The 20,362-nt window shown below is 69.7% G+C and carries 19 protein-coding genes and 1 pseudogene; 6 read left to right on the plus strand and 14 right to left on the minus strand.

The window, feature by feature from the left end; genetic code table 11:
- Positions 1–17 precede the first annotated feature (17 nt).
- Both VHS75_RS03155 and VHS75_RS03160 read right to left on the minus strand, forming a co-directional pair.
- Positions 18–836, minus strand: coding sequence for a metalloregulator ArsR/SmtB family transcription factor (locus VHS75_RS03155; RefSeq protein ID WP_329637151.1), 819 nt, complete (start codon positions 834–836; stop codon positions 18–20).
- A 91-nt stretch (positions 837–927) separates the two neighbouring features.
- The gene (locus tag VHS75_RS03160; RefSeq protein ID WP_329637152.1) at positions 928–1,389 is read right to left on the minus strand and encodes a hypothetical protein; all 462 of its coding nucleotides are present in this window, start codon (positions 1,387–1,389) and stop codon (positions 928–930) included.
- A gap of 181 nt (positions 1,390–1,570) precedes the next feature.
- On the opposite strand from VHS75_RS03160, the gene VHS75_RS03165 reads away from it, so the two are divergent.
- The 3 genes from VHS75_RS03165 (at position 1,571) to VHS75_RS03175 (ending at position 5,766) form a co-directional block, all read left to right on the plus strand.
- A complete protein-coding gene (locus tag VHS75_RS03165) occupies positions 1,571–3,862 on the plus strand; it encodes an NADP-dependent malic enzyme (RefSeq protein WP_329637153.1) in 2,292 nt (763 codons plus the stop codon).
- Positions 3,863–3,946: 84 nt separating this feature from the next.
- Positions 3,947–5,257 carry an Hsp70 family protein gene (locus VHS75_RS03170; RefSeq protein WP_329637154.1) on the plus strand — a complete coding sequence of 437 codons (1,311 nt, stop codon included), beginning with the start codon at positions 3,947–3,949 and terminating at the stop codon, positions 5,255–5,257.
- The gene (locus tag VHS75_RS03175; protein ID WP_329637155.1) at positions 5,254–5,766 is read left to right on the plus strand and encodes a DUF1697 domain-containing protein; all 513 of its coding nucleotides are present in this window, start codon (positions 5,254–5,256) and stop codon (positions 5,764–5,766) included. Before VHS75_RS03170 ends, VHS75_RS03175 begins: the two co-directional genes overlap by 4 nt.
- On the opposite strand, the gene VHS75_RS03180 is transcribed toward VHS75_RS03175, so the two are convergent.
- The 7 genes and pseudogenes from VHS75_RS03180 to acs all read right to left on the minus strand — a co-directional run.
- Positions 5,763–6,995, minus strand: coding sequence for an NAD(P)/FAD-dependent oxidoreductase (locus VHS75_RS03180; RefSeq protein ID WP_329637156.1), 1,233 nt, complete (start codon positions 6,993–6,995; stop codon positions 5,763–5,765). The two genes, VHS75_RS03175 and VHS75_RS03180, sit on opposite strands and share 4 nt — an antisense overlap.
- A gap of 12 nt (positions 6,996–7,007) precedes the next feature.
- On the minus strand, positions 7,008–9,824 hold the full coding sequence (locus VHS75_RS03185) for a pitrilysin family protein (RefSeq protein ID WP_329637157.1): 2,817 nt from the start codon (positions 9,822–9,824) through the stop codon (positions 7,008–7,010).
- A 90-nt stretch (positions 9,825–9,914) separates the two neighbouring features.
- Complete coding sequence (locus VHS75_RS03190) at positions 9,915–10,898, minus strand: NADP-dependent oxidoreductase (RefSeq protein ID WP_329637158.1); 984 nt, start codon at positions 10,896–10,898, stop codon at positions 9,915–9,917.
- Positions 10,899–10,921: 23 nt separating this feature from the next.
- A complete protein-coding gene (locus tag VHS75_RS03195; protein WP_329637159.1) occupies positions 10,922–11,896 on the minus strand; it encodes a small ribosomal subunit Rsm22 family protein in 975 nt (324 codons plus the stop codon).
- Positions 11,893–12,474 (minus strand): SRPBCC family protein, encoded by a 582-nt coding sequence (locus VHS75_RS03200; protein WP_329637160.1) that lies wholly within the window; start codon positions 12,472–12,474, stop codon positions 11,893–11,895. The genes VHS75_RS03195 and VHS75_RS03200 overlap by 4 nt, the downstream gene beginning before the upstream one ends.
- Before the next feature lie 26 nt (positions 12,475–12,500).
- Entirely contained in the window at positions 12,501–12,911 is a 411-nt protein-coding gene (locus VHS75_RS03205) for an AMP-binding enzyme (protein ID WP_329637180.1), read from the minus strand.
- Positions 12,897–14,828: pseudogene (gene acs / locus VHS75_RS03210) on the minus strand (acetate--CoA ligase); the annotation flags it as partial. The pseudogene acs and the gene VHS75_RS03205, both read right to left, overlap by 15 nt.
- A 111-nt stretch (positions 14,829–14,939) precedes the next feature.
- Here acs and VHS75_RS03215 point away from each other — a divergent pair.
- Positions 14,940–15,437 (plus strand): hypothetical protein, encoded by a 498-nt coding sequence (locus VHS75_RS03215; RefSeq protein ID WP_329637161.1) that lies wholly within the window; start codon positions 14,940–14,942, stop codon positions 15,435–15,437.
- 53 nt (positions 15,438–15,490) lie between these two features.
- The gene (locus VHS75_RS03220; RefSeq protein ID WP_329637162.1) at positions 15,491–16,240 is read left to right on the plus strand and encodes a creatininase family protein; all 750 of its coding nucleotides are present in this window, start codon (positions 15,491–15,493) and stop codon (positions 16,238–16,240) included.
- A gap of 173 nt (positions 16,241–16,413) precedes the next feature.
- On the opposite strand, the gene VHS75_RS03225 is transcribed toward VHS75_RS03220, so the two are convergent.
- From VHS75_RS03225 to tsaD, 4 genes are read right to left on the minus strand one after another with little or no spacing between them, the layout of a single operon-like run.
- A complete protein-coding gene (locus VHS75_RS03225) occupies positions 16,414–16,773 on the minus strand; it encodes a Rieske (2Fe-2S) protein (protein ID WP_329637163.1) in 360 nt (119 codons plus the stop codon).
- On the minus strand, positions 16,760–17,044 hold the full coding sequence (locus VHS75_RS03230; RefSeq protein ID WP_329637164.1) for a YciI family protein: 285 nt from the start codon (positions 17,042–17,044) through the stop codon (positions 16,760–16,762). The genes VHS75_RS03225 and VHS75_RS03230 overlap by 14 nt, the downstream gene beginning before the upstream one ends.
- 1 nt (position 17,045) lies before the next feature.
- A complete protein-coding gene (locus VHS75_RS03235; RefSeq protein WP_329637165.1) occupies positions 17,046–18,047 on the minus strand; it encodes an NAD(P)H-dependent glycerol-3-phosphate dehydrogenase in 1,002 nt (333 codons plus the stop codon).
- Positions 18,044–19,150: a tRNA (adenosine(37)-N6)-threonylcarbamoyltransferase complex transferase subunit TsaD gene (gene tsaD, locus VHS75_RS03240; RefSeq protein ID WP_329637181.1), complete on the minus strand. Its 1,107-nt coding sequence runs from the start codon at positions 19,148–19,150 to the stop codon at positions 18,044–18,046. The genes VHS75_RS03235 and tsaD overlap by 4 nt, the downstream gene beginning before the upstream one ends.
- Positions 19,151–19,221: 71 nt before the next feature.
- Between tsaD and hemC the strand changes: the two genes are divergently transcribed.
- Positions 19,222–20,193: a hydroxymethylbilane synthase gene (gene hemC / locus VHS75_RS03245; protein ID WP_329637166.1), complete on the plus strand. Its 972-nt coding sequence runs from the start codon at positions 19,222–19,224 to the stop codon at positions 20,191–20,193.
- On the opposite strand, the gene VHS75_RS03250 is transcribed toward hemC, so the two are convergent.
- Positions 20,190–20,360 (minus strand): hypothetical protein, encoded by a 171-nt coding sequence (locus VHS75_RS03250; RefSeq protein ID WP_329637167.1) that lies wholly within the window; start codon positions 20,358–20,360, stop codon positions 20,190–20,192. The two genes, hemC and VHS75_RS03250, sit on opposite strands and share 4 nt — an antisense overlap.
- Positions 20,361–20,362: the final 2 nt, after the last annotated feature.

The following is a 20,362-nucleotide window of genomic DNA, read 5'->3' on the forward strand; positions in this document are numbered from 1 at the left end:
CTCCTTTCTGGGATGGGTCAGGCGCTGGCGACGGTCTTGAAGCTGTCGAGGATGAGATCCCAGCCGCCGTCCATGGAGGTGAGCGTCTTCTTCGCCGCTTCGCTGTCGCCGAAGCGCTCAAGGCCGCGGTGCTCGAAATCGACGCGGGTCTCGCCATTGCCGAGGTCGGTGAAGCGCACGTCGACCTCGGTGAGCAGGTTGGGGTCGTAGGCCCACTCGCCGTTGATCCGCCACGCGAGCATCAGATGGGCCGGCGGATCCCAGGCGAGGACGTCGCCCCAGAGGTTTTCGCTGCCGTCCTCGTGCTGGCCATACCAGCGGCCGCCGACCCCCGGCTCCAGGATCGCGGTCTTCAGCGGCGAGGCGCCGATGTAGTGGGTCCTGGGCCACCAGCGGTCGAAACCGGCAGTGAACACCTGGAAGGCCTTTTCCGGGGTCGCCTGGACGGTCAGGGTCTTCCGAATGGCGGCAGGGGTGATGGTCTGGCTCACGGCAGGTCCTTGGTCTTGATGTTGGGGGTCTTGATGTCGAGGCTGGGTTCGGGGCGTTCCACCTCGGCCTAAGGCGTCGAGGGCGGTGTCCCAGAAGCGGTCGAGCCAGGCGCGGATCTGCCCCAGCCCCTGCGGGTCGATCTGATAGACCCGGCGGGCGCCGTCAGGCCGGTCGGTCACGAGGCCCGCCTCCTTCAGCACTTTCAGATGTTGGGAGACGGCCGGCCGGCTGACCGGCAGGTCCTGGGCCAGATCGCCCACGGCGCGGGGGCCAGCGGCGAGGCGCTCGAACACCTCCCGACGGGTCGGGTCTGCGAGGGCTGCGAAGGCAAGATTGTTAGCCATGGCTTACCGTAAGTCATGACTAACATAAGAGTCAAGCCGCCGTTCATGCCGGCGGCGAAAGGGGAGAGGCGTGCCCGCCCCGCGCGGGCGCTTATTTCTTGGGCAGCATCTTCTTCAGCTCGGCCTGACTGGCGTTGATCGTCGCCACGCCGTTGGCGACGCCGAGCTTATCGCCATCCACCGTGAAGGTATCGGCGCCCATCTTGATGGTGGCGATGCCGCCCTTGAGGCCGCTGACCTCGCCGATCAGGGCGCCGGTGTTGTCCTTCACCGACATGCCGGTCATCAGGCTGGCCCCACCGGCGGCGCGGGCGGAGGTGTCCGTACCGCTAGGCGCGGTGGCCGAGGAGGCCGGCGGCGCGGCCGAAGGCTGCGTCGGGGCCGGCGCCTGAGCGGACGGCAGGGGCGCCGCGGACGGCGGGGCGGTCAGCGGCGTGTTGGTCGGTGGCGTCGGCTGTAGGCCCAGCGCCGGCGTCTGGGCCAGGGCCTGGCCGCCGAAGATCGCGGCTGCGGCCAGGGCGGCCGCAACTGTGTAAGGCGATAAGGTCTTCATCAGGGCGCTCCCGTTCACGAGCTCCCCCAGCCTGGCTTCCAACAGGATCGGGTGGGGAATGGTTCCGCTGCGGAAGCCAGGCCGGCGGACAGCGAAGCTTGACTAAGGTTGTTTCGCGGGGCGCGGGTCTGTAGGTTCCAAGGCCTCATCGCAACCGACGCCTGAAGGACCCGCCGCCGCCATGAGCGACGCCGAGAAACGCACCTTTACCGACGAGGAAGCCCTCGCCTTCCATCGTGACCCGACGCCGGGGAAGATCGCGATCGCCGCGACCAAGCCGATGGCGACCCAGCGCGACCTCAGCCTAGCCTATTCGCCGGGCGTCGCGGTGCCGGTCCTGGCCATCGCGAAGGACCCGGACCTCGTCTACGAGTACACCGCGAAGGGCAACATGGTGGCGGTGCTGTCGAACGGCACGGCGATCCTGGGCCTGGGCGACCTGGGTCCCCTGGCGGCCAAGCCGGTGATGGAGGGCAAGGGCGTGCTCTTCAAGCGCTTCGCCGACGTCGACGCCATCGACATCGAGATCACCGCGACCGATCCCGACGAGATCATCACCGTCGTGCGGAACATCGGACCCACCTTCGGCGGTATCAACCTGGAGGACATCAAGTCCCCGGAGTGCTTCATCGTCGAGTCGGCGCTGCAGGAGCTCATGGACATCCCGGTGTTCCATGACGACCAGCACGGCACCGCGATCATCTCCGCCGCCGGCCTGATCAATGTCTGCCACCTGACCGGCCGCGAGCTGAAGGACGTCAAGGTGGTGCTGAACGGCCCGGGCGCCGCCGGCATCGCCACCCTCGACCTCCTGAAGGCCATGGGCGTGCCGCACGACAACTGCATCGCCGTCGACACCAAGGGCGTCGTCTATCGGGGCCGCGCCGAGGCCATGAACCAGTGGAAGTCGGCCCACGCCATCGAGACCGACAAGCGGACCCTGCAGGAGGCGCTGACCGGCGCCGACGTGCTGATCGCCACCTCCGTGAAGGGCGCGATCACCCAGGCCGACGTGAAGCTGATGGCGCCCAATCCGGTGATCTTCGCCATGGCCAACCCCGACCCGGAGATCCGGCCGGAGGAGGTCTATGCGGTGCGTCCCGACGCCATCGTCGCCACCGGCCGCAGCGACTATCCGAACCAGGTCAACAACGTCCTGGGTTTCCCCTACATCTTCCGCGGCGCGCTCGACGTGCGGGCCCGCCGCGTGAACATGGAAATGAAGATCGCCTGCGCCAACGCACTGGCGATGCTGGCGCGGGAAGACGTGCCCGACGAAGTGGCCGCCGCCTATCACGGCGTTCAGTTGAAGTTCGGCCCGCAGTACATCATCCCGACGCCCTTCGATCCCAGGTTGATCTGGTACATCCCGCCCTTCATCGCCCAGGCCGCGATGGACACCGGCGTGGCCCGCAAACCGATCGAGGACATGGACGCCTACCGCGCCTCCCTGGCGCAGCGACTCGATCCCACCGCGGCCTTCCTGCAGAAGCTGCAGGGCGCGGTGCTGTCGGCGCCCAAGAAGCGGATCGTCTTCACCGAGGGCGAGGAGCCCAGCGTGATCCGCGCCGCCTACGCCTTCCAGAACGCCGGCCTCGGCGTCCCGATCCTGATCGGCCGCGAGGACCTGGTGCACGAGAACATGCACGCTGTCGGCCTCGATCCGGCCGAGGCGAAGCTGGAGATCCTCAACGCGCGGCTCTCGCACCGCAACGCCGCCTACGTCGACCACCTCTATGAGCGGCTGCAGCGGATCGGCTATCTGCGCCGCGACGTGCAGCGACTGATCAACCAGGACCGCAACGCCTTCGGCGCCTCCATGGTGGCGCTGGGCGACGCCGACGGCATGGTCACCGGCGTGACGCGGGCCTTCGACCAGGTGCTGGAAGAGGTGCTGCAGGTCGTCGACCCGGCGCCTGACGGCCGGATCATCGGCATGAGCGTGGTGCTGGCCAAGGGCCGCACCCTGTTCATCGCCGACACCTCGATCACCGAGATGCCGGAAGCCGAGGACCTGGTGGAGATCGCCCAGGAGGCCGCCCGCGCCGTGCGCACCCTCGGCTACGAGCCCCGGGTCGCCTTCATGAGCTATTCGACCTTCGGCAACCCCATGGGCCTGCGCTCCGACAAGGTCCGCGAAGCCGTGGCCATGCTCGACGAGATGGACGACGTCGACTTCGAATACGAAGGCGAGATGCCTCCGGAGCTGGCCCTCGAGCCGGAAAGCCGCGGCAACTACCCGTTCATGCGTCTGACCGGTCCGGCCAATGTGCTGATCATGCCGGCGGTGCATTCGGCGGCGATCTCGACCCAGCTTATCCAGTCCCTGGGCGGGGCCACGGTGATCGGCCCCATCCTGCTCGGGCTCGACAAGCCGGTGCAGATCTGCCCGCTCTCGGCCTCGGTTTCCAAGATCCTGCAGATGGCCACTGTCTGCGCCTTCGAGCGCCAGCTCACGGAGAGCGAGTCCTGATGCGGATGGCGTCTCGCCTTCTGAATTAGGTCGCGCGCCAGCGGGAGCGGGCGATCTCGTCGTCCTTCCCGATTGGAGCGCACTATGAGTTCGGCCCTTAGTCTCGGCATCGACTTCGGCACGACCAACACGGTCGTGGCGCTCGCCGACGCGGCCGGGCCGGCGCATCTGGTGCAGTTCCCGGCCCCGGAAGGTGAGCTGTTCGCCTTCCGAAGCTGCCTGTCGTTCCACGCCGGCGACAAGCCCAATGACCGCGCCATCGCCGCCGGGCCCTGGGCGATCGAGGCCTATGTGGAGGACCCGGCCGAGACCCGCTTCATCCAGTCGTTCAAGAGCTTCGCGGCCTCGGAAAGCTTCAGCGAGACCACGATCCTGAACCGCCGCTATCGGTTCGAAGACCTGCTCTCGACCTTCCTCCTGAAGCTGCGCGGCTACGCCGAAGCCGGCATGGTCGAGCTGCCGGAGCGGGTGATCGTCGGTCGGCCCGTCACCTTCGCCGGCGGCGCGCCCAGTGAGCCCCTGGCCCTGTCGCGCTATGAGACGGCGTTCGAACGGATGGGCTTCAGGGAGATCCTCTACGCCTACGAACCGGTGGGCGCGGCCTTCTTCTTCGCCCGCGAGCTGGACCATGACGCCACGGTGCTTGTGGGCGACTTCGGTGGCGGCACCTCCGACTTCTCGATCATCCGCTTCGAGCGTGAGGCCGGCGAGATCCGCAGCCACCCGCTAGGCCGCTCCGGCGTCGGCGTGGCCGGCGACGCCTTCGACTACCGGATCATCGACAACCTGGTCTCGCCGGCGCTGGGCAAGGGGTCGAGCTATCTGAGCTTCGGCAAGACCTTGCCGATCCCCAACCGCTACTATTCCGCCTTCGCCCGTTGGGACCAACTGGCCCTGATGCGCGCCAGCCGCGACATGCGCGAGATCCGCGCCCTGGTCCGCGAGGCGACCGAGCCCGAGAAGATCGAGCGCTTGGTGGAGACTCTGGATGAGAACTACGGCTACCAGCTCTACCGCTCGGTCAGCCGCCTGAAGGAGGCCCTGTCGGCGGACGACGCGGCCCTCTTCGAGTTCGAGGCCGGCACGATCTCGCTGAAGGGCGGCGTACGCCGGGCGACCTTCGAGGGCTGGATCGCGCCGGAGCTGGCGCTGATCGAAAAGGCGGTGGACGAGGCCCTGGCCAACGCCGGCCTGGGCCCCGACGGCGTGGACCGCATCTTCCTGACCGGCGGCTCATCCCTGGTGCCGGCGGTTCGCGCCATCTTCCACCGCCGCTTCGATCCGGCGAAGATCGAGACCGGGGCGGAGCTGGAATCCATCGCCTCGGGGCTGGCGCTGATGGGTAGGGAGCGCGACCTTAGCCGCTGGACCAGGCGATCTTCGGAGGCCTCATGACCGCCTATATCGCCCTCCTGCGCGCCGTCAATGTCGGCGGGACCGGCAAGCTGCCGATGACCGAGCTGAAGGCCATGTGCGAAGCCGCCGGCTTCGAGAAGGTGAAAACCTATATCGCCAGCGGCAACGTGGTCTTCGAGAGCCACCGCACCGAAGCCCAGGTTAAGGTGGCCCTGGAAAAGGCGCTGCACGACTATGCCGGCAAGCCGGTGGGCGTCTGCGTCCGCACCGCCGCGGAGATGGCCGCCGTGCGCGACGACGATCCGTTTCCCGAGGCGCCGCGCAACCGCACCGTGGCGATCTTCCTGGACCATCCGCCGCCGCCGGACGCCCTCGACCACGCCGTGGGTCAGAAGGACGAGCAGGTGGCCCTGGGCCTGCGGGAGATCTACGTCCTCTATGACGAGGGTATGGCGGATTCGAAGCTACGCATCCCGGCCGCCAAGACCGGGACTTCGCGCAATATGAACACCGTCGCCAAGCTCGCAGCCATGGCGGCCGAACTCTAGCCCAGGCTAGCGATCGCTTCCTCCGCCGCGCGTAGCCCGCTTTCCCAGGCGCCATGGACCGTCGAATAGAAGTGCGGGCTGGTCGCCTCGCCGGCGAAGAAGATGCGGTTCTCGACCGGCGCAGCCAGGGTCGCGCGATCCCCCGAATGGCCCGGCAGGGCGTGGGAATAGGAGCCCAGCGCCCACAGATCGCTGGCCCAGTGGGTTTCCGCCAAGGGAGTCAGGCCGCGCCGGAAGTCCGAGCCCAGGAGGTGTCCCAGCTCCTCCATGGCGAAGGCGGTCGGGGCCCCGGGGCCCTGGCCCTCCAACGTCCGCGCCCAGCGGCCGCCCAGAAATACCTCGACGTAGGGCCGCCCGAAGGGCCGCAGGTGAAAGCTGCCGACCTCGGTGCTGTCGGCGCGGCCGAACAGGTGGCCCTCGACCGGCATGGCTTCCGGCTCCGCCAGTTGCAGGAAGACCTTGTCGGCGAGCCCGAGGGGAAGGCCCGCGGCGGCCTCCGCCTTGCCGGGTAGCCCAGGGGAGAAGGCGAGGCGCCCTTGCGCCAATGCCGGCGTCGGCACGGCGACGACGGCGGCCCGCGCGGTGATCCGGCCCTCGGCGGTGTCGAACGCCAGCTCCGGTCCGTCGTGATGGATGGTGGTTACGGGGCAATCGGTGACGATCCGGCTGAGATCGGCAAAGTGCGCGATCGCGGCGCCGTAGCCCTCCGCCACCCGCCAGTTCACGCCGCTATCCTCATAGGCCGCGTAGTCGAGGACCGAGACCTGGTCGAATTCCGCGCCATTGTAGTAGCTGGAAAAGGCGTCCAGCAGCGGGTTCCAGCGATTTCCCGGCTCCAGAAAGTCCGACGCCGGTCGGTCGACGCCCGTCGCCGCCGCCGCCTCCAGCCGCACGTCCAGGGCATTGAACGCCTCGCGGTAGGCGCGTTGGTCCGCCGCCGAGAAATCCCGGTTGAAGGCCTGCTTCATCCAGTGCGGCGGCGTGCGGTCGAGGGTGAAACCCGCCTGCTCGATGGGCTTGGCCAGGACGTTCTCGTCCGCCGAATGGACCCAGCCGGCGCCGCAATCGACCGGGAACCCCGCCGAGGTCATCACCGTATGGGTCCGCCCGCCGACCCGCCCGCGGGCCTCCAGCGCCACCACATCGAGGCTCGCCTGCGCCAGCCGGCGCAGGGCCGCGATCCCGGCCGCGCCCGCGCCCACTACCACCACATCGAACCGGTCTCGCATCGCCAAGCTTGATCAGGGCCGCGCCATCAGGGTCGGACTGTCCAGGTCCAGCTTCTCGACCGGGATCACCTCCAGGTCCGGCCGCTTGGCCTTCATCTGCGCGGCGAAGGTCTTGGCGTCGCCGGCGATGATCACGCTGGCCTTGGCCGGGTCCATGACCCGGGCGGCGAAGGCCTGCACCTGCGCCGGCGTCACCGCCTCCACGCGGGCGGTGTAGCGGGTGATCTCGTCCAGCGGGACGCCATAGAGCGCGAGGTTGCCGAGGATGTCGGCCAGGCCTCCGGTGGTCGCCAGCCTGCGGCCGTACCCGCCCACCAGGTTCGACTTGCGCGCGCCCAGTTCCTCGGCGCTGGCCGGCGTGGTCCGGAGCGAGGTCATCTGCTCGACGATCAGGTCCATGACCTGCGGCGCGGTCTCGTTCTTGGTCTGGGCCGCGGCGCGGAACGAGCCGGTGGTGCGGTTGGCCGAGAGGTTCGACGAGGCGCCGTAAGACAGCCCTCGCTTCACCCGGATCTCTAGGTTCAGCCGCGAGGAATAGCCGCCGCCCAAGAGCGTGTTGGCGACGATGCCGGAATAGTAGTCCGGGTCGCTGCGCGCGATGCCGCTTTTGGCCAGGTTCACTGAAGCCTGGCCCGTGCCGGGCAGGTCGATGACGATGGCCCGCGGCTTGGCCTGCGGCTTGACCACCGGGGCCGGGGCGAGCGGCGCCGCCGGCTTGGCCCAGCCGCCGAAAGCCTTCTCGGCCATGGCGAAGCCCTGCTCAGGCGTGATGTCGCCGGTCAGCACCAGGACGGCGTTGTCGGGCCGGTACCAGGTCGAGTGCAGGGCCGCGAGGTCGGCCGGCTTCAGCCTGGCGATCGAACCCGGCGTGCCGGCGGCCACGTGGCCGAAGGGCGTGCCGCCGAAGACGATCGGCGCGGCGGCGTAGGAGGCGACCTGCCCCGGCTCCTGATAGGCGACGCGCAGGCTGTCGAGGCTCTGCGCCCGCTGGCGTTCCAGCTCGTCGGCCGCGAAGGCCGGATTGCGGGCCACGTCGGCCATGATCGCCATGCCGGCGTCCAGCTTGTTGGGCATCATGTTGAGGGTGACGGAGCTGGCCTCCAGGCTGGCCCCGGATTCCAGATTGGCGCCCAGCGCCTCGGTCTGGCTGGCGATGGCCCGGGCCGAGCGGGTCTTGGTGCCCTGGGTCAGCATGTCGGCGGTCATGCCGGCGACGCCGGAGAGGCCGGAGGGATCGGCCCAACCGCCGGTCTTGATCGTCAGGTCGGCTGTGACCAGCGGCAGGTCGGAGGACCGCGCCACCACCACCCGCAGGCCGTTGGCCAAGGTCTTCTCCGCGGGCTTCGGCAGCACGGGCGCGATGGGCTGGCCCACCGGCGGCGGCGCCTGGCGCTGGCCCTCAGGCGCCAGTGCGAACACCGGGCCGGTGTAGGTGGCGACCATCTTCGGCGGCGCCGGCAGGGCGAGCGCGGTCTCGCCCTTGGGCCGCGCGCTCTCGGGCCGGTAGTGGATGGTCATCCGGGTTTGCGGATCGAGGTATTTCTTGGCCACGCGCTGCACGTCGGCGGCGGTCACGGCCTGCAGGTCGGCGAGTTCGGTATTGGCCTTGGCCGCGTCGCTGTCGATGCGCAGCGCATAGCCGAGCGCGAAGCTGCGTCCGTCGATGGTCTCGCGCTCGCGCAGCTTGCCGGTGACCAGCTGGGTCTTGGCGGTGTCGAGCTCCGCCTGGGTGGGCGGCGCATCGCGCAGGCGCTGGACCTGGGCCAGCAGGGCGCCCTCGCCCTCCGCCAGGCTGTGGCCGGAGGCCATGATCGCGCCCACCGCGAAATTGCCCGGCTGGGCCGGCAGGTCGGCGTTGGAATAGACCTCCGCGGCGATCTGCTTCTCATAGACCAGGCTGTCGTAGAGCCGGGACGACTTGCCGCCGGAGAGGATGGCGTCCAGCACCTTCAGCGCCGGCGCGTCCGGGTCCGAGGCCTTGGCGCCCAGCCAGGTGATCGCCACCGCGGGCAGCGGCACGTTGGGGCCATAGCCCTCGTAGACACCGGGCTTGACGCGGCGCGGCTCGACCGAGGTCACTCGCCTGATCGGCGCGGCGGGGTTCTTCAGAGCCCCGAAGTACTTGTCGACCCAGGCGTTGAGCTGGCCCTCATCGAAATTGCCGACTACGATCAGGGCGGCGTTGTCCGGGCGATAGTAGGCCTCGTGGAAGGCGCGCACGTCGTCGAGAGTGGCCGCGTCCAGCTCCTCGATCGAGCCGATGCCGGGCCGGTGATAGGGGTGCGTCGTATAGGTCGCCTGCGGCAGATAGAGGCTGAAGAGGCGGCCATAGGGCGAGGCCAGGACCCGCTGGCGCAGCTCCTCCTCAACCACCTGCCGTTCGGATTTGAAGTTGGCCTCGTCCACGACCAGCGTGCCCATGCGCTCGGCCTCGGCCCAGATCAGGCGCTCCAGATGGTTGGCCGGCACCACCTCGTAGTAGTTGGTGTAGTCGTCGGCGGTCGAGGCGTTGTTCAGGCCGCCCACGTCCTCGGTCAGCCGGTCGAAACTCTCGGCGGGGAGGTCCTTGGTAGCCTTGAACATCAGGTGTTCGAAAAGGTGCGCGAAGCCGGAGCGCCCGGCGGGATCGTCCTTCGAGCCTACCCCGTACCAGAGCTGTACCGTGACGTTCGGCGTGGTCCGGTCCAGTGAGGCATAGACCTGCAGGCCGTTGGGGAGCGTCCGCTGGTGATAGACGATCGGCGGGACCGTGTCGGACGCCGAGACGGCGGGCGCGGCGAAGGCCAGGGTCAGGCTGAGGGCGAGGAAACCGAGGGGCGTGCGAGGCATCTGGGGCGTCCTGAAAAGAGCGGCCGCCATCCTTAGCACCGGCGCTCGCCGGAGGAAGCTTACGGCTTGGTCATCCGTTCCCGCCGTACGTCAGTCGGCCAGGCGCACCAGCATCTTGCCTGAGTTGGCGCCCTCCATAAGGCCGATCAGAGCGGCGGGCGCAGCGGCGATGCCGTCCATCACCGTCTCCTGGTATTTCACCCGCCCGTCCTTCAGCCAGAGCGCCATATCGCGCTGGAAGTCGCTGTAGAGGTGCATGAAGTCGGGCGCCACGAAGCCGCGCAGCATCACCCGCGAATAGATGATGTTCGACAGGTTCGAGACGTTGGAATGACCTGAGTTGTAGCCGGAGATGAAGCCGCAGACCGCGATGCGGCCGAGCGTGTTCATCCGCCGCAACGCCGCCTCCAGATGGTCGCCGCCGACATTGTCGAAATAGACGTCGAGACCCTTGGGCGTGGCCTCCTCCAGGGCCTGGCGGATGGGCTGGGTCTTGTAGTTGATCACCGCGTCCAGCCCGACCACGTCCTTCAGCCAGGCGGCCTTGTCGTCGGATCCGGTGGACCCCACCACATAGCAGCCCTTGATCTTGGCGATCTGCGCGGCGACCGAACCCACCGCGCCGCCGGCCGTAGAGACGAACACCTGCTCGCCGTCCTTCAGCTGGCCGATATGCAACAGGCCGCCATAGGCGGTGAAGCCGGTGCCGCCCAGGGCGTGCATGTGGACGGTCAGCGGCAGGTCGGGATCGGGCGTCAGCTTGGTCAGGCCTTTGCCGTCGGAAGTGAAGTATTCGCGGAATCCCAGCCGATTGGTCACCAGGTCGCCCACCGCGAAGGCGTCGGTCTTCGACTGTACGACGCGGCCAAGGGCGCCGCCCATCATCGCCTCGTCCAGCGCCTGGCCGGCGGTGAGCCGTGGCCGCATCGCCGGGTCCACCGACATCAGCAGGTTCTGCACCAGAACCTGGCCGTCGGCGGCGTCGACCACCTCGCGCTCGACCAGGGCGAAGTCGCCCGGCGTCGGCGCGCCGCTCGGGCGCTTCACCAGATGGATCTCACGGCTCTTGGGCATGGTCGGGTCTCCGAAATGGCAGGCTAGACGGTGTCGCCCCAGTCGAGCCGCCGCGCAACCGCATAGGCGGCCTTGTCGCGTTTAGGGACCACGCGTTGTTCGACCTCGCCGTCGGGCCCGCAGAGCTTCAGTGCGATGCCGGGCTTGGCGGTGCGCGGCGGGGCCAGGATTCGCGGGCGCCGCGACTCCGCGGCGATCCCGGGCCGCGCGGCGATGAGGTAGCTGAACCGCTCATCCTCGAACGGGACCTCGGCGCCCTTGGCCTGGCGGTGGTCGCGGCTACGGGGCAGGCGAACGGAGAAATGACACCAGTCGGGGGCGACCAGCGGACAGGCGGCCTCATGCGAACAGGGCGCGAGGATCGTGGCGCCCGCCTCAATCAGGGCCGTGCGCGCCGCCAGGATTCGGGCATACCCGGCGGGCGTGCCGGGCTCGATCAGGGCGAGGACGCCCTCGCAGGCGTTCCATAATTCGCTGACCGTCGAATCTTGCCTGTCCGACGCGATCTCGGCGAGCGCATAGCTGGCCACGACGACCTCGGCCTTGGGCCACGGACCTGCCGACGTCAGGTCGGCGCGGCGCGCTTCGGCCGTCCGGAGCGCCGGCGGCCCCTCCGCCGCAAGCTGCGCCGCCAGAACCAGGAACGGTGGGCTGGAATCGAGCCATGTGAGCGATGCTAACCGGGGCCAGGTCTCGCTCGCCGCCCAGCTCGCCGCGCCGGTCCCGGCCCCGGCGTCCAGCAGGCTTGCAGGCGCAAAGCCCGGCGCCGCCCGCGCCGCCTCGGCGAGCACGGTGGCGCAGGCGGCATAGGTCGCGGGCAGGCGGGTGAGCGCGTAGGCCAGCGCGTCGTCGGCCTCACGGATCACGCCGGACGAGGGCTTGCCTGCGCGATAGGCTTCCGACGTCCGAGCGGCGCGCTCGGCCAGGCCCTTGCGCGGCACGCTCTCCAGCGCGCGGCCCAGCGCCCCGCGCAAGGCGGCGGGCAGGTCCGGCGTCATTGCGCCCGGGCCATGGCCTCGCGGCGCAGGGCCAGCAACGCCATGGGCACATCGTGGCGCATCGCGATCCGCGCCACCCAGCCGGGCACGGCGAACGGCGCGGCGACGCGAGCCTCGTAGGTGACCCGCACCTGGTCGCCGTGCTGGACCAGCCGCCACTGGCCCTCCAGCACCTTCAGGTCGCCGTCGGTGCGGTGGAAGGTCATGCTCTTCGGCGGGTCGAAGTCTTCGCGGTAGACCGTGCGCACCGAGGGCGCGAAGGTCATCCGGGTGATCTCTTCGCGGATGTCCCAGCGTCCCTGCGGATCGCGGTCGAGGATCCGGCAGCTCTTCAGGTTGGCGACCAGCTTCGTCGCCAGGTCGCAGTCGGTCATCACGCTCCAGACCGCCGCCTGCGGCGCAGACACGTCGATGGCCGCCAGGATCACGCCGGAGGAGCCGTCGCCGTCCGGCTTGACCTCAACATAGGGCCACCCGCGTTCCAGCGCCGCTTGGGCCCGCTCCGGCAGGTCGGTGGCGACGGCCGGCGCGGCGATCAGGGCGGCGCAAGGCGCCAGGATGAGGAAGACTGTTCGCATCTTGCTCATCCGCCGCCGAGGACGTCTCAGGCGCTCGCTGGGGTCTTGAGCAACTCGTCCAGCACCTTGGGATCCGCCAGCGTGCTCGGATCGCCGAGGTTCGAGAGATCGCCGGCCGCCACCTTTCGCAAGATCCGCCTGGCCACAGCGCCGGATTTGGCCCGCGGCAGGGCGGAGAGGAACCGCACGGTCTGCGGCACGGCTGTGGCGCCGATCTCGCGGCGGACCAGGCCCTTCAGGTCGGCTTCCAGCACGTCGGTGACCCGCGCGCCCGGCGAGGCGACGATGAAGGCGTGGACGCCGTCGCCAGCCCCGACGCAGGCCGCCTCCGCCACGTCGTCATGGCTTTCCAGCGCCCGTTCGATCTCATCGGCGTCGACCTTGCCGGTGGGGAGCGTGATGATGTCCGGCGCCCCGTCGTCGGCGCGGTTGCGCACTAGGTCGTCGACCACGCTGGGGTCGGCGAGCGTCGAGGTGTCGCCGAGGTTGGCGATGTCGCCTTCCGCCACCTTGCGCAGGATGCGGCGCATGATCTTGCCCGAGCGGGTCTTGGGCAGGCCCGGCGCGAACTGGATCACGTCTGGCGAGGCGAAGGGGCCGATCTCGCGGCGCACCCAGTTCTTCAGCTCCGGCTCAAGGCTGGCGGTCAGCTCGGTGTCGGCCTTGAGGGTGACGAAGCAGTAGATGCCCTGGCCCTTTATCTCGTGCGGATAGCCGACCACCGCGGCTTCGGCGACCTTCGGATCGGCGACCAGGGCGCTCTCGATTTCGGCGGTCCCGAGCCGGTGGCCGGAGACGTTGATCACGTCGTCCACGCGCCCGGTGATCCAGTAGTAGCCGTCCTCGTCGCGCCGGGCGCCGTCGCCGGTGAAGTACTTGCCAGGGTAGGTGGTGAAGTAGGTGGTGATGAACCGCTGGTGGTCGCCATAGACCGTGCGCATCATCCCGGGCCAGCTGTCGGTCAGGCAGAGGTTGCCGCTGATCGCGCCGTCCAGAACCTTGCCGTCGGCGTCCACCAACTGCGGCTTCACGCCGGGCAGGGGCTTGGCGCAGGAGCCGGGCTTCAGCGCCGTGGCGCCCGGCAGCGGGGTCATCAGGCAGGCGCCGGTCTCGGTCTGCCACCAAGTGTCGACGATCGGGCAGCGGCCCTCGCCGACCACCCGGTGATACCAGAGCCATGCCTCCGGATTGATCGGCTCGCCGACTGTGCCCAGCAGGCGGAGGGTGCTGCGCGAGGTGCGCGTCACCGGCGCCTCACCCTCGCGCATCAGGGCGCGGATGGCGGTCGGCGCGGTGTAGAAGATCTCCACCTTGTGCTTGTCGCAGACCTCCCAGAACCGCGAGGAGGTCGGGTAGTTGGGCACGCCCTCGAACATCACCGTGGTCGCGGCATTGGCCAACGGCCCGTAGACAACATAGCTGTGGCCGGTCACCCAGCCCACGTCGGCCGTGCACCAGAAGACCTCGCCCGGCCGGTAGTCGAACACCAGCTCATGGGTATGGCTGGCCCAGGTGAGATAGCCGCCGGTGGTATGCAGCACCCCCTTCGGTTTTCCGGTCGACCCGGAGGTGTAGAGGATGAACAGCGGATCCTCGGCGTTCATCGGCTCGGGATCGCACTGGTCGGAGACCGTGGCCTTGATCTCCGAATAGAAGACGTCGCGGCCCTCGGTCATCGCCACGTCGGCCTTGGTGCGGCGCACGACGATGACGTCGGTGACGCCCGGGCAGGATTTCAGCGCCTCATCGACGTTCTTCTTCAGCGGCACGGGTTTGCCCCCGCGCAGGCCTTCGTCGGCGGTGATGACGATCCTGGAATCACAGTCCTGGATGCGGCCGGCGATGGAGTCGGGCGAAAAGCCGCCGAAGATCACCGAATGGATCGCCCCGATCCGCGCGCAGGCCAGCATGGCGTAGGCGGCCTGCGGGATCATCGGCAGGTAGATGGTGACCCGGTCGCCCTTCTTGACGCCCTTGGCCTTCAGCACATTGGCCATGCGGCAGACTTCGGAGTGCAGCTGGCCGTAGGTGATGTTGTCGCTGGTCTCGCCGCCGTCGCTTTCCCAGATGATCGCCGTCTGATCGGCGCGCTGCGGCAGGTGGCGGTCGATGCAGTTGACCGAGACGTTCAGCACGCCGTCACCGTACCAGCGCACCCGGAAGTCCTTGGCGTCGAAGGAGACGTCCTTCACTTCCGTGAACGGCGTGATCCAATCCAGCCGATTGCCGACGTCGGTCCAATAGCCATCCGGATCGCTCTCGACACGGGCCACGGCGGCGTCATAGCCCGCGGCGTTCATCCGGGCGTTCTTCGCCCAGGCCTCGGGGACCGGAAAGACTTCGTTGTCGGACACTTGGACACTCCCGAAGACGGTTTCCAGTGGAGTATGCGGAGAGGCCCGGTGGGCGCAACAACTGCCGCGGCGACGCTTGCCCGAAACGGCGGCTCCCGCCATGGTCTGGCCATGCAGATCAGGGGACCGGTGATGGCGCTCTCGGCGCTGGCGCTCCTGCTCAGCGCCTGCGGCCTGGGCGAGCGCGGCGAGGCGTCGAAGGCCATCGCGGCCTTCCTCGCCGCCGTGCAAAAGGACGACCAGGCCGCCTTCGAGAAGGGCGTCGACCGCGCCGCCCTCCAGGCCGATCTGCGCGACCAGCTGGCCGAGATGGGCAAGGCCGGCGGCATGGACGTCGACGGCGGCGCCTCGGAGTTCGCGCTCGACCGGATGATCAGCCCGCAGGCCGTGCGCCTGGCCGCAGCCCAGACCGCACCCAACTGGCCGCCCGCGCCGACGCCGGCCCAGGTCGTCCCGCGCATGAAGGTCCGCGACCTCAGCCATGTCTGCCTGGAGCAGGCCGCCACCAAGAAATGCCTGCTCGACTTCGCCAAGCGCGGCGGCGTCTGGCGGCTGGTGGGCATGCCGGCCAAGGCCGTGGCCGCCAGCGCGCTCACCGGCATGCCCTAGCCGCCGCGCTCCCAAGCGCTTATGCGGGATCAGTTCGCGACCACGAGGCTCCCATGCTGCTGCACCTCTCGACCTGGCAAGAGATCGAGGACTACCTGAAGCGCTCCAGGACGGTGGTGATCCCCATCGGCTCCAACGAGCAGCATGGCCCGACGGGCTTGCTTGGCACCGACTGGCTCTGCCCGGAGATCATCGCCCACGAGGCGCAGAAGACCTCCGACCTGCTGATCGCGCCGACCTTCAACATCGGCATGGCCCAGCACCACCTGGGCTTCCCCGGCACCATCGCGCTGCGACCGTCGACCTTCATGGCGGCGATCGGCGACTGGTGCCGCAGCCTGGGCCTCGCCGGCTTCGAGAAGCTCTATTTCCTGAACGGGCACGGCGGCAACGTCGCCACCATCGATGCGGCCTTTTCCGAGCTCTACGCGGAAGCCACCTACGCCCAGCGCAACCGCGGCTTCGCCTGCAAGCAGAAGAACTGGTGGGAGCTGAAGGGCGTCATGGGCCTCGCCAACCGCCAGTTCCCCACCGGCCACGGCAGCCACGCCACGCCCTCGGAGATCGCCGTCACCCAGTGGGGCTATCCGGACGCCATCAAGTCGGCCAACTACGCGCCGCAGATCGCCCCCACCGGCCCGATCCGCGAGGCCCTCGATTTCCGCGCCCGCTACCCCGACGGCCGCATGGGCTCCGACCCTGGCCAGGCGACCCCGGACAAGGGCGGCGAACTGGTCGCCGCCGCCGTAGCTGGGCTGATCGAGGACGTGGCGGCGTTTTCGAACGAGGCGATGCCGGGCTAGATCCTGCAGATCCTCCCCCAGCGCGGAGCGCGATTGAGGGGGAGGTGTCGCCAAAGGCGACGGAGGGGGTTTCAGCCTCCGAGTCCGCGATAGCCGACATCCCGTGGGCCGGGGATGAAACCCCCTCCGTCAGTCTTCGCTGACAGCTCCCCCTGTGGGGGAGCATCTCGCATCTAGGCCGTGAACACCTCACCGTCCCGCACCTCCACCGGCCAGGCGGTCAGGCGGTCGCCGACGCAGGGGGTGGTGACGCCGACGCCCTGCAGATTGAACAGGGCGCCGTGGCCCGCGCAGAGGATGTGGTCGCCGGCCTTGGTCAGGTAGCGGTCGTCGTAGCCGAGCGGCCAGCCGGCGTGCGGGCACTGGTCGATGAAGCCGCGCACCGCCTCGCCCTCGCGCACGATGAAGCCTGCGAACAGCCGGCTGTCGGCCCGGAACCGGAAGCCCTTGGAGCCCGGATCGGCCAGCTCGGCGAGCGCGCAGAGGCGCTGCCCCGCCGCCGGCCGCGCCGGATTGTCTTCAAATCTGACCAATGGACGCCTTGAAGCCGCGGATCTCGACCTGACCGAACAGGCCGGCCTTCTGATAGGGATCGGCGGCGTTGAACGCCTCGACCTGGGCGCGGCTCTCGGCCTCCAGGATGAACAGCGAGCCGGCCATGGCGTCGGCGGCGTCGAGCAGTGGCCCGGCGACCTTGATCATCGCCCGATGCTCGCCCGCATAGGCCAGATGCGCCTCGCGCGTCGCCATGCGCAGGTCCAGGGAATTGGGCTTGTCGAAACAGGCCAGGACGAAGAGCGCCATATTATTCCTCACGAAGGGGTCGGGAGAGCAGGGCGCGGACGGCGTCGTCTACGCCCACCTCGCCGGCCAGGATCGCCGCGGTGGCCTCGCAGATCGGCATGTCGACGCCCAGCTTTGCTGCCAGCTGCCGGACGGCCGGGGCCGACTCTACACCCTCGGCTACGGAAAGCTTACCCGCCAGGGCCTCCTGCAAGGTCTGGCCGCGGCCGATCGCCAGGCCCACGCTCATATTGCGCGACTGCGGGCTGGAGCAGGTCAGCACCAGGTCGCCCAGGCCGCAGAGCCCGGCCACCGTCTCGGCCTCGCCGCCGAGGGCCACGGCGATCCGGGTCAGCTCGGCGAATCCGCGGGTGATCAGGGCGGCGTGTGCGCTACGGCCCAAGCCCCGGCCTTCCACGATGCCGCAGGCGATGGCGAGCACGTTCTTCACTGCCCCGCCGGCCTCGGCGCCGATCACGTCGGTGGCGAAATAGGGCCTAAAGGTCGGGGTGGCGATCAGCTCGGCCAGGTCCTCGGCGCAGCCGGGATCGGGGCAGGCGAGGGTGACTGCGGTGGGCAGGCCCTTTGCCACGTCGCGGGCGAAGCTGGGTCCCGACAGGACCGCGGCCTGCGCCTGCGGGATGGTCTCCGCCAGGACCTCGGTCATCAGTTTCAGCGACCCCTGCTCGATCCCCTTGGCGCAGAGGAGTACGCGGAGGCCGTCACGGGCATGGGGCGCGAAGGCGGTCAGGGAAGCGCGCAAGTGCTGCGCCGGGGTCACCGCCAGCACCAGGTCGCTGGCGGCCAGGTCGGCGAAGTCGCCGGTCGCGCGGATCGAGGGGTCGAGCTCGACGCCCGGCAGGAAGCTGGTGTTCTCGTGGTCGAGGTTCACGCCGCGGATGACATCGGCCTCACGCGCCCAGAGCGTGGTCTCCAGACCCGCCCGCGCGCAGACCTGGGCCAGGGCGGTGCCCCACGCCCCGCCGCCGATCACGCCCGCCTTTTTTTCCCGTGCGGGGGTCATGCCTTCGCGCCTTTGCGGCCGGGCGCGTGCGTCGGGTTGGCGCTGGCCGCGGCCTCATCCAACGGCCAGCGGGGCCGGGCGGCGGCATCGAGGCCGTCGGACATCCCCAGCGCCATCCGCTCGGCGCCGGCGAGCGCGATCATCGCGGCGTTGTCGGTGCAGTAGGCGAGCGGCGGGGCGGTGAAGGAAAAGCCCCGCGCCTCCGCCACCGACTGCAGTCGCGCGCGCACCGCCTTGTTGGCCGCCACGCCGCCGGCCACGACGAAACGCAGGCCCCGGCCCTCGTGCGCCAGCGCATAGGCGGCCATGGCCCGGTCGCTGCGCTCGGCGAGTTGGGTCGCGATGGCCGCCTGGACGGTGGCGGCCAGATCGGCGCGCTCGGCGTCCCCAGAAGGCCCCTTCTTCAGGCCCTCCGCCAGCCGCGCCGCGGCGGTCTTCAGGCCGGAGAAGGAGAAGGACAGGTCCTTGCGGCCCAGCAGCATGCGCGGCAGCTCGAAGCGGCTGGGATCGCCCGTCGCCGCCAGGGCCTCCAGCGCCGGCCCGCCGGGATAGGGCAGGCCCAGCGTCTTGGCGATCTTGTCGAAAGCCTCGCCGGCCGCATCGTCGATCGTCGAACCCAGGCGGCGGCAGGCGCCGATCCCGTCCACCGACAGCAACTGGCAATGTCCGCCGCTGACCAGCAGCAGCAGGAAGGGATAGTCGACCGCCGCCGCCAGCCGCGCGGAGACCGCATGGCCCTCCAGATGGTTCACCGCCACCAGCGGCAGGCCGCGGGCCAGGGCGATAGCCTTGCCGAACGACAGCCCCACCATCACCCCGCCGACCAGGCCAGGGCCCGCCGTCGCCGCGACGCCCGTCAGGGCTCCGAAGCCGACGCCGGCCTCACGGAGCGCCTGGGCCGCGATGCCGTCGATGCTCTCCACATGCGCCCGCGCGGCAATCTCCGGCACCACCCCGCCGAACGGCGCGTGGGTGGCGATCTGGCTGGCGATGATCGAGGAGAGAACCGACACCCTGCCGTCGGCTGCACGCCGCACCACCGCCGCGGCGGTCTCGTCGCAGCTGGTCTCCAGGCCGAGGATGGTTTGAGTGCTGGGGGTCATCCGGTTGCCGGGGGGCGCCCGCTCCTGTAGCAGGCGCATCTTGAAGTCCGCTCCGAGGTAGCCCTCCGCCCGTGCCCACGCAACCGCCAGTCCGGATCGGCGCCCGAGGTTCCAAGCTGTCGCTGGCCCAGGCCGGCCATATGCAGCGCCGCATCGCCGCCGCCCTGGGCGCCGACCCGGACAGGCCCGAGCAGGTCGAGGCCGCAGCGCCGCTGATTGTCATCACCACCACCGGCGACCGGGTTCAGGATCGGCGGCTGCTGGAGATCGGCGGCAAGGGCATGTTCACCAAGGAGATCGAGGAAGCCCTGCTCGACGGCCGCATCGACTGCGCGGTCCACTCGCTGAAGGACATGCCGGCCCTGCTGCCCGACGGCCTCTGCATCGCCGCTATCCCCGAGCGCGAGGATCCCCGCGACGCCTTCCTCAGCCTGAAGGCCGAGCGCCTGGAAGACCTGCCTCGGGGCGCGGTCCTGGGCACCGCCAGCCTGCGCCGCCAGGCGCAGATGCTGCACCGCCGCCCGGACCTCGACGTCCAGATGCTGCGCGGCAATGTCGATACCCGCCTCGCCAAGCTGGCGGCCGGTGACGCCGACGCGATCCTCCTGGCCTACGCCGGCCTGAAACGCCTAGGCCTCGGCGACCGCGCCCAGAGCCTGATCGACCCCCTTGAGTGCCCGCCGGCCCCCGGCCAGGGCGCGCTGGCCATCGAGACCCGCATCGGCGACTGCGACGCGGCCTGGGTGCAGGCGATCCAGCACCTGCCCACCACCGTCGCCGTCGCCGCCGAGCGCGGCGCGCTTTCCGCCCTGGAAGGCTCCTGCAAGACTGCCATCGGCGCCCACGCCTGGTTCGAGGGCGCGCACCTGAAGCTGATCGTCGAGGCGCTCTCGACCGACGGCAGCCGCCGTTTCCGCCACGCCGGCGAGGCCGATCTCACGGAACTGGCCGATCCCCAGGCGTCCGCGCGGGACCTGGGCCTGTCCCTCGGCCTGGCCGTGAAGGCCGAAGCCGGCGACGCGATCGACCTCTCAGCCCTTTAGCGCGACATCCAGGGCTTGGATTTCGACGACGAGCGCGCCGCGGCCGCCTGCTCGCGCTGGAACTTGCCGCCGCGCGGCGGTTTCGGCCGCGCGTCGATGGCCGCCTTCTTCAGGCGCAGCGCTCGCTGGATCGGGGTCTCGTCGGGCGGAGCCGTATCGTCGGCCATGG

Origin of the sequence: Phenylobacterium sp., assembly GCF_036264965.1 — a bacterium.
In the GTDB taxonomy this organism is placed as follows: Bacteria; Pseudomonadota; Alphaproteobacteria; order Caulobacterales; family Caulobacteraceae; genus Phenylobacterium.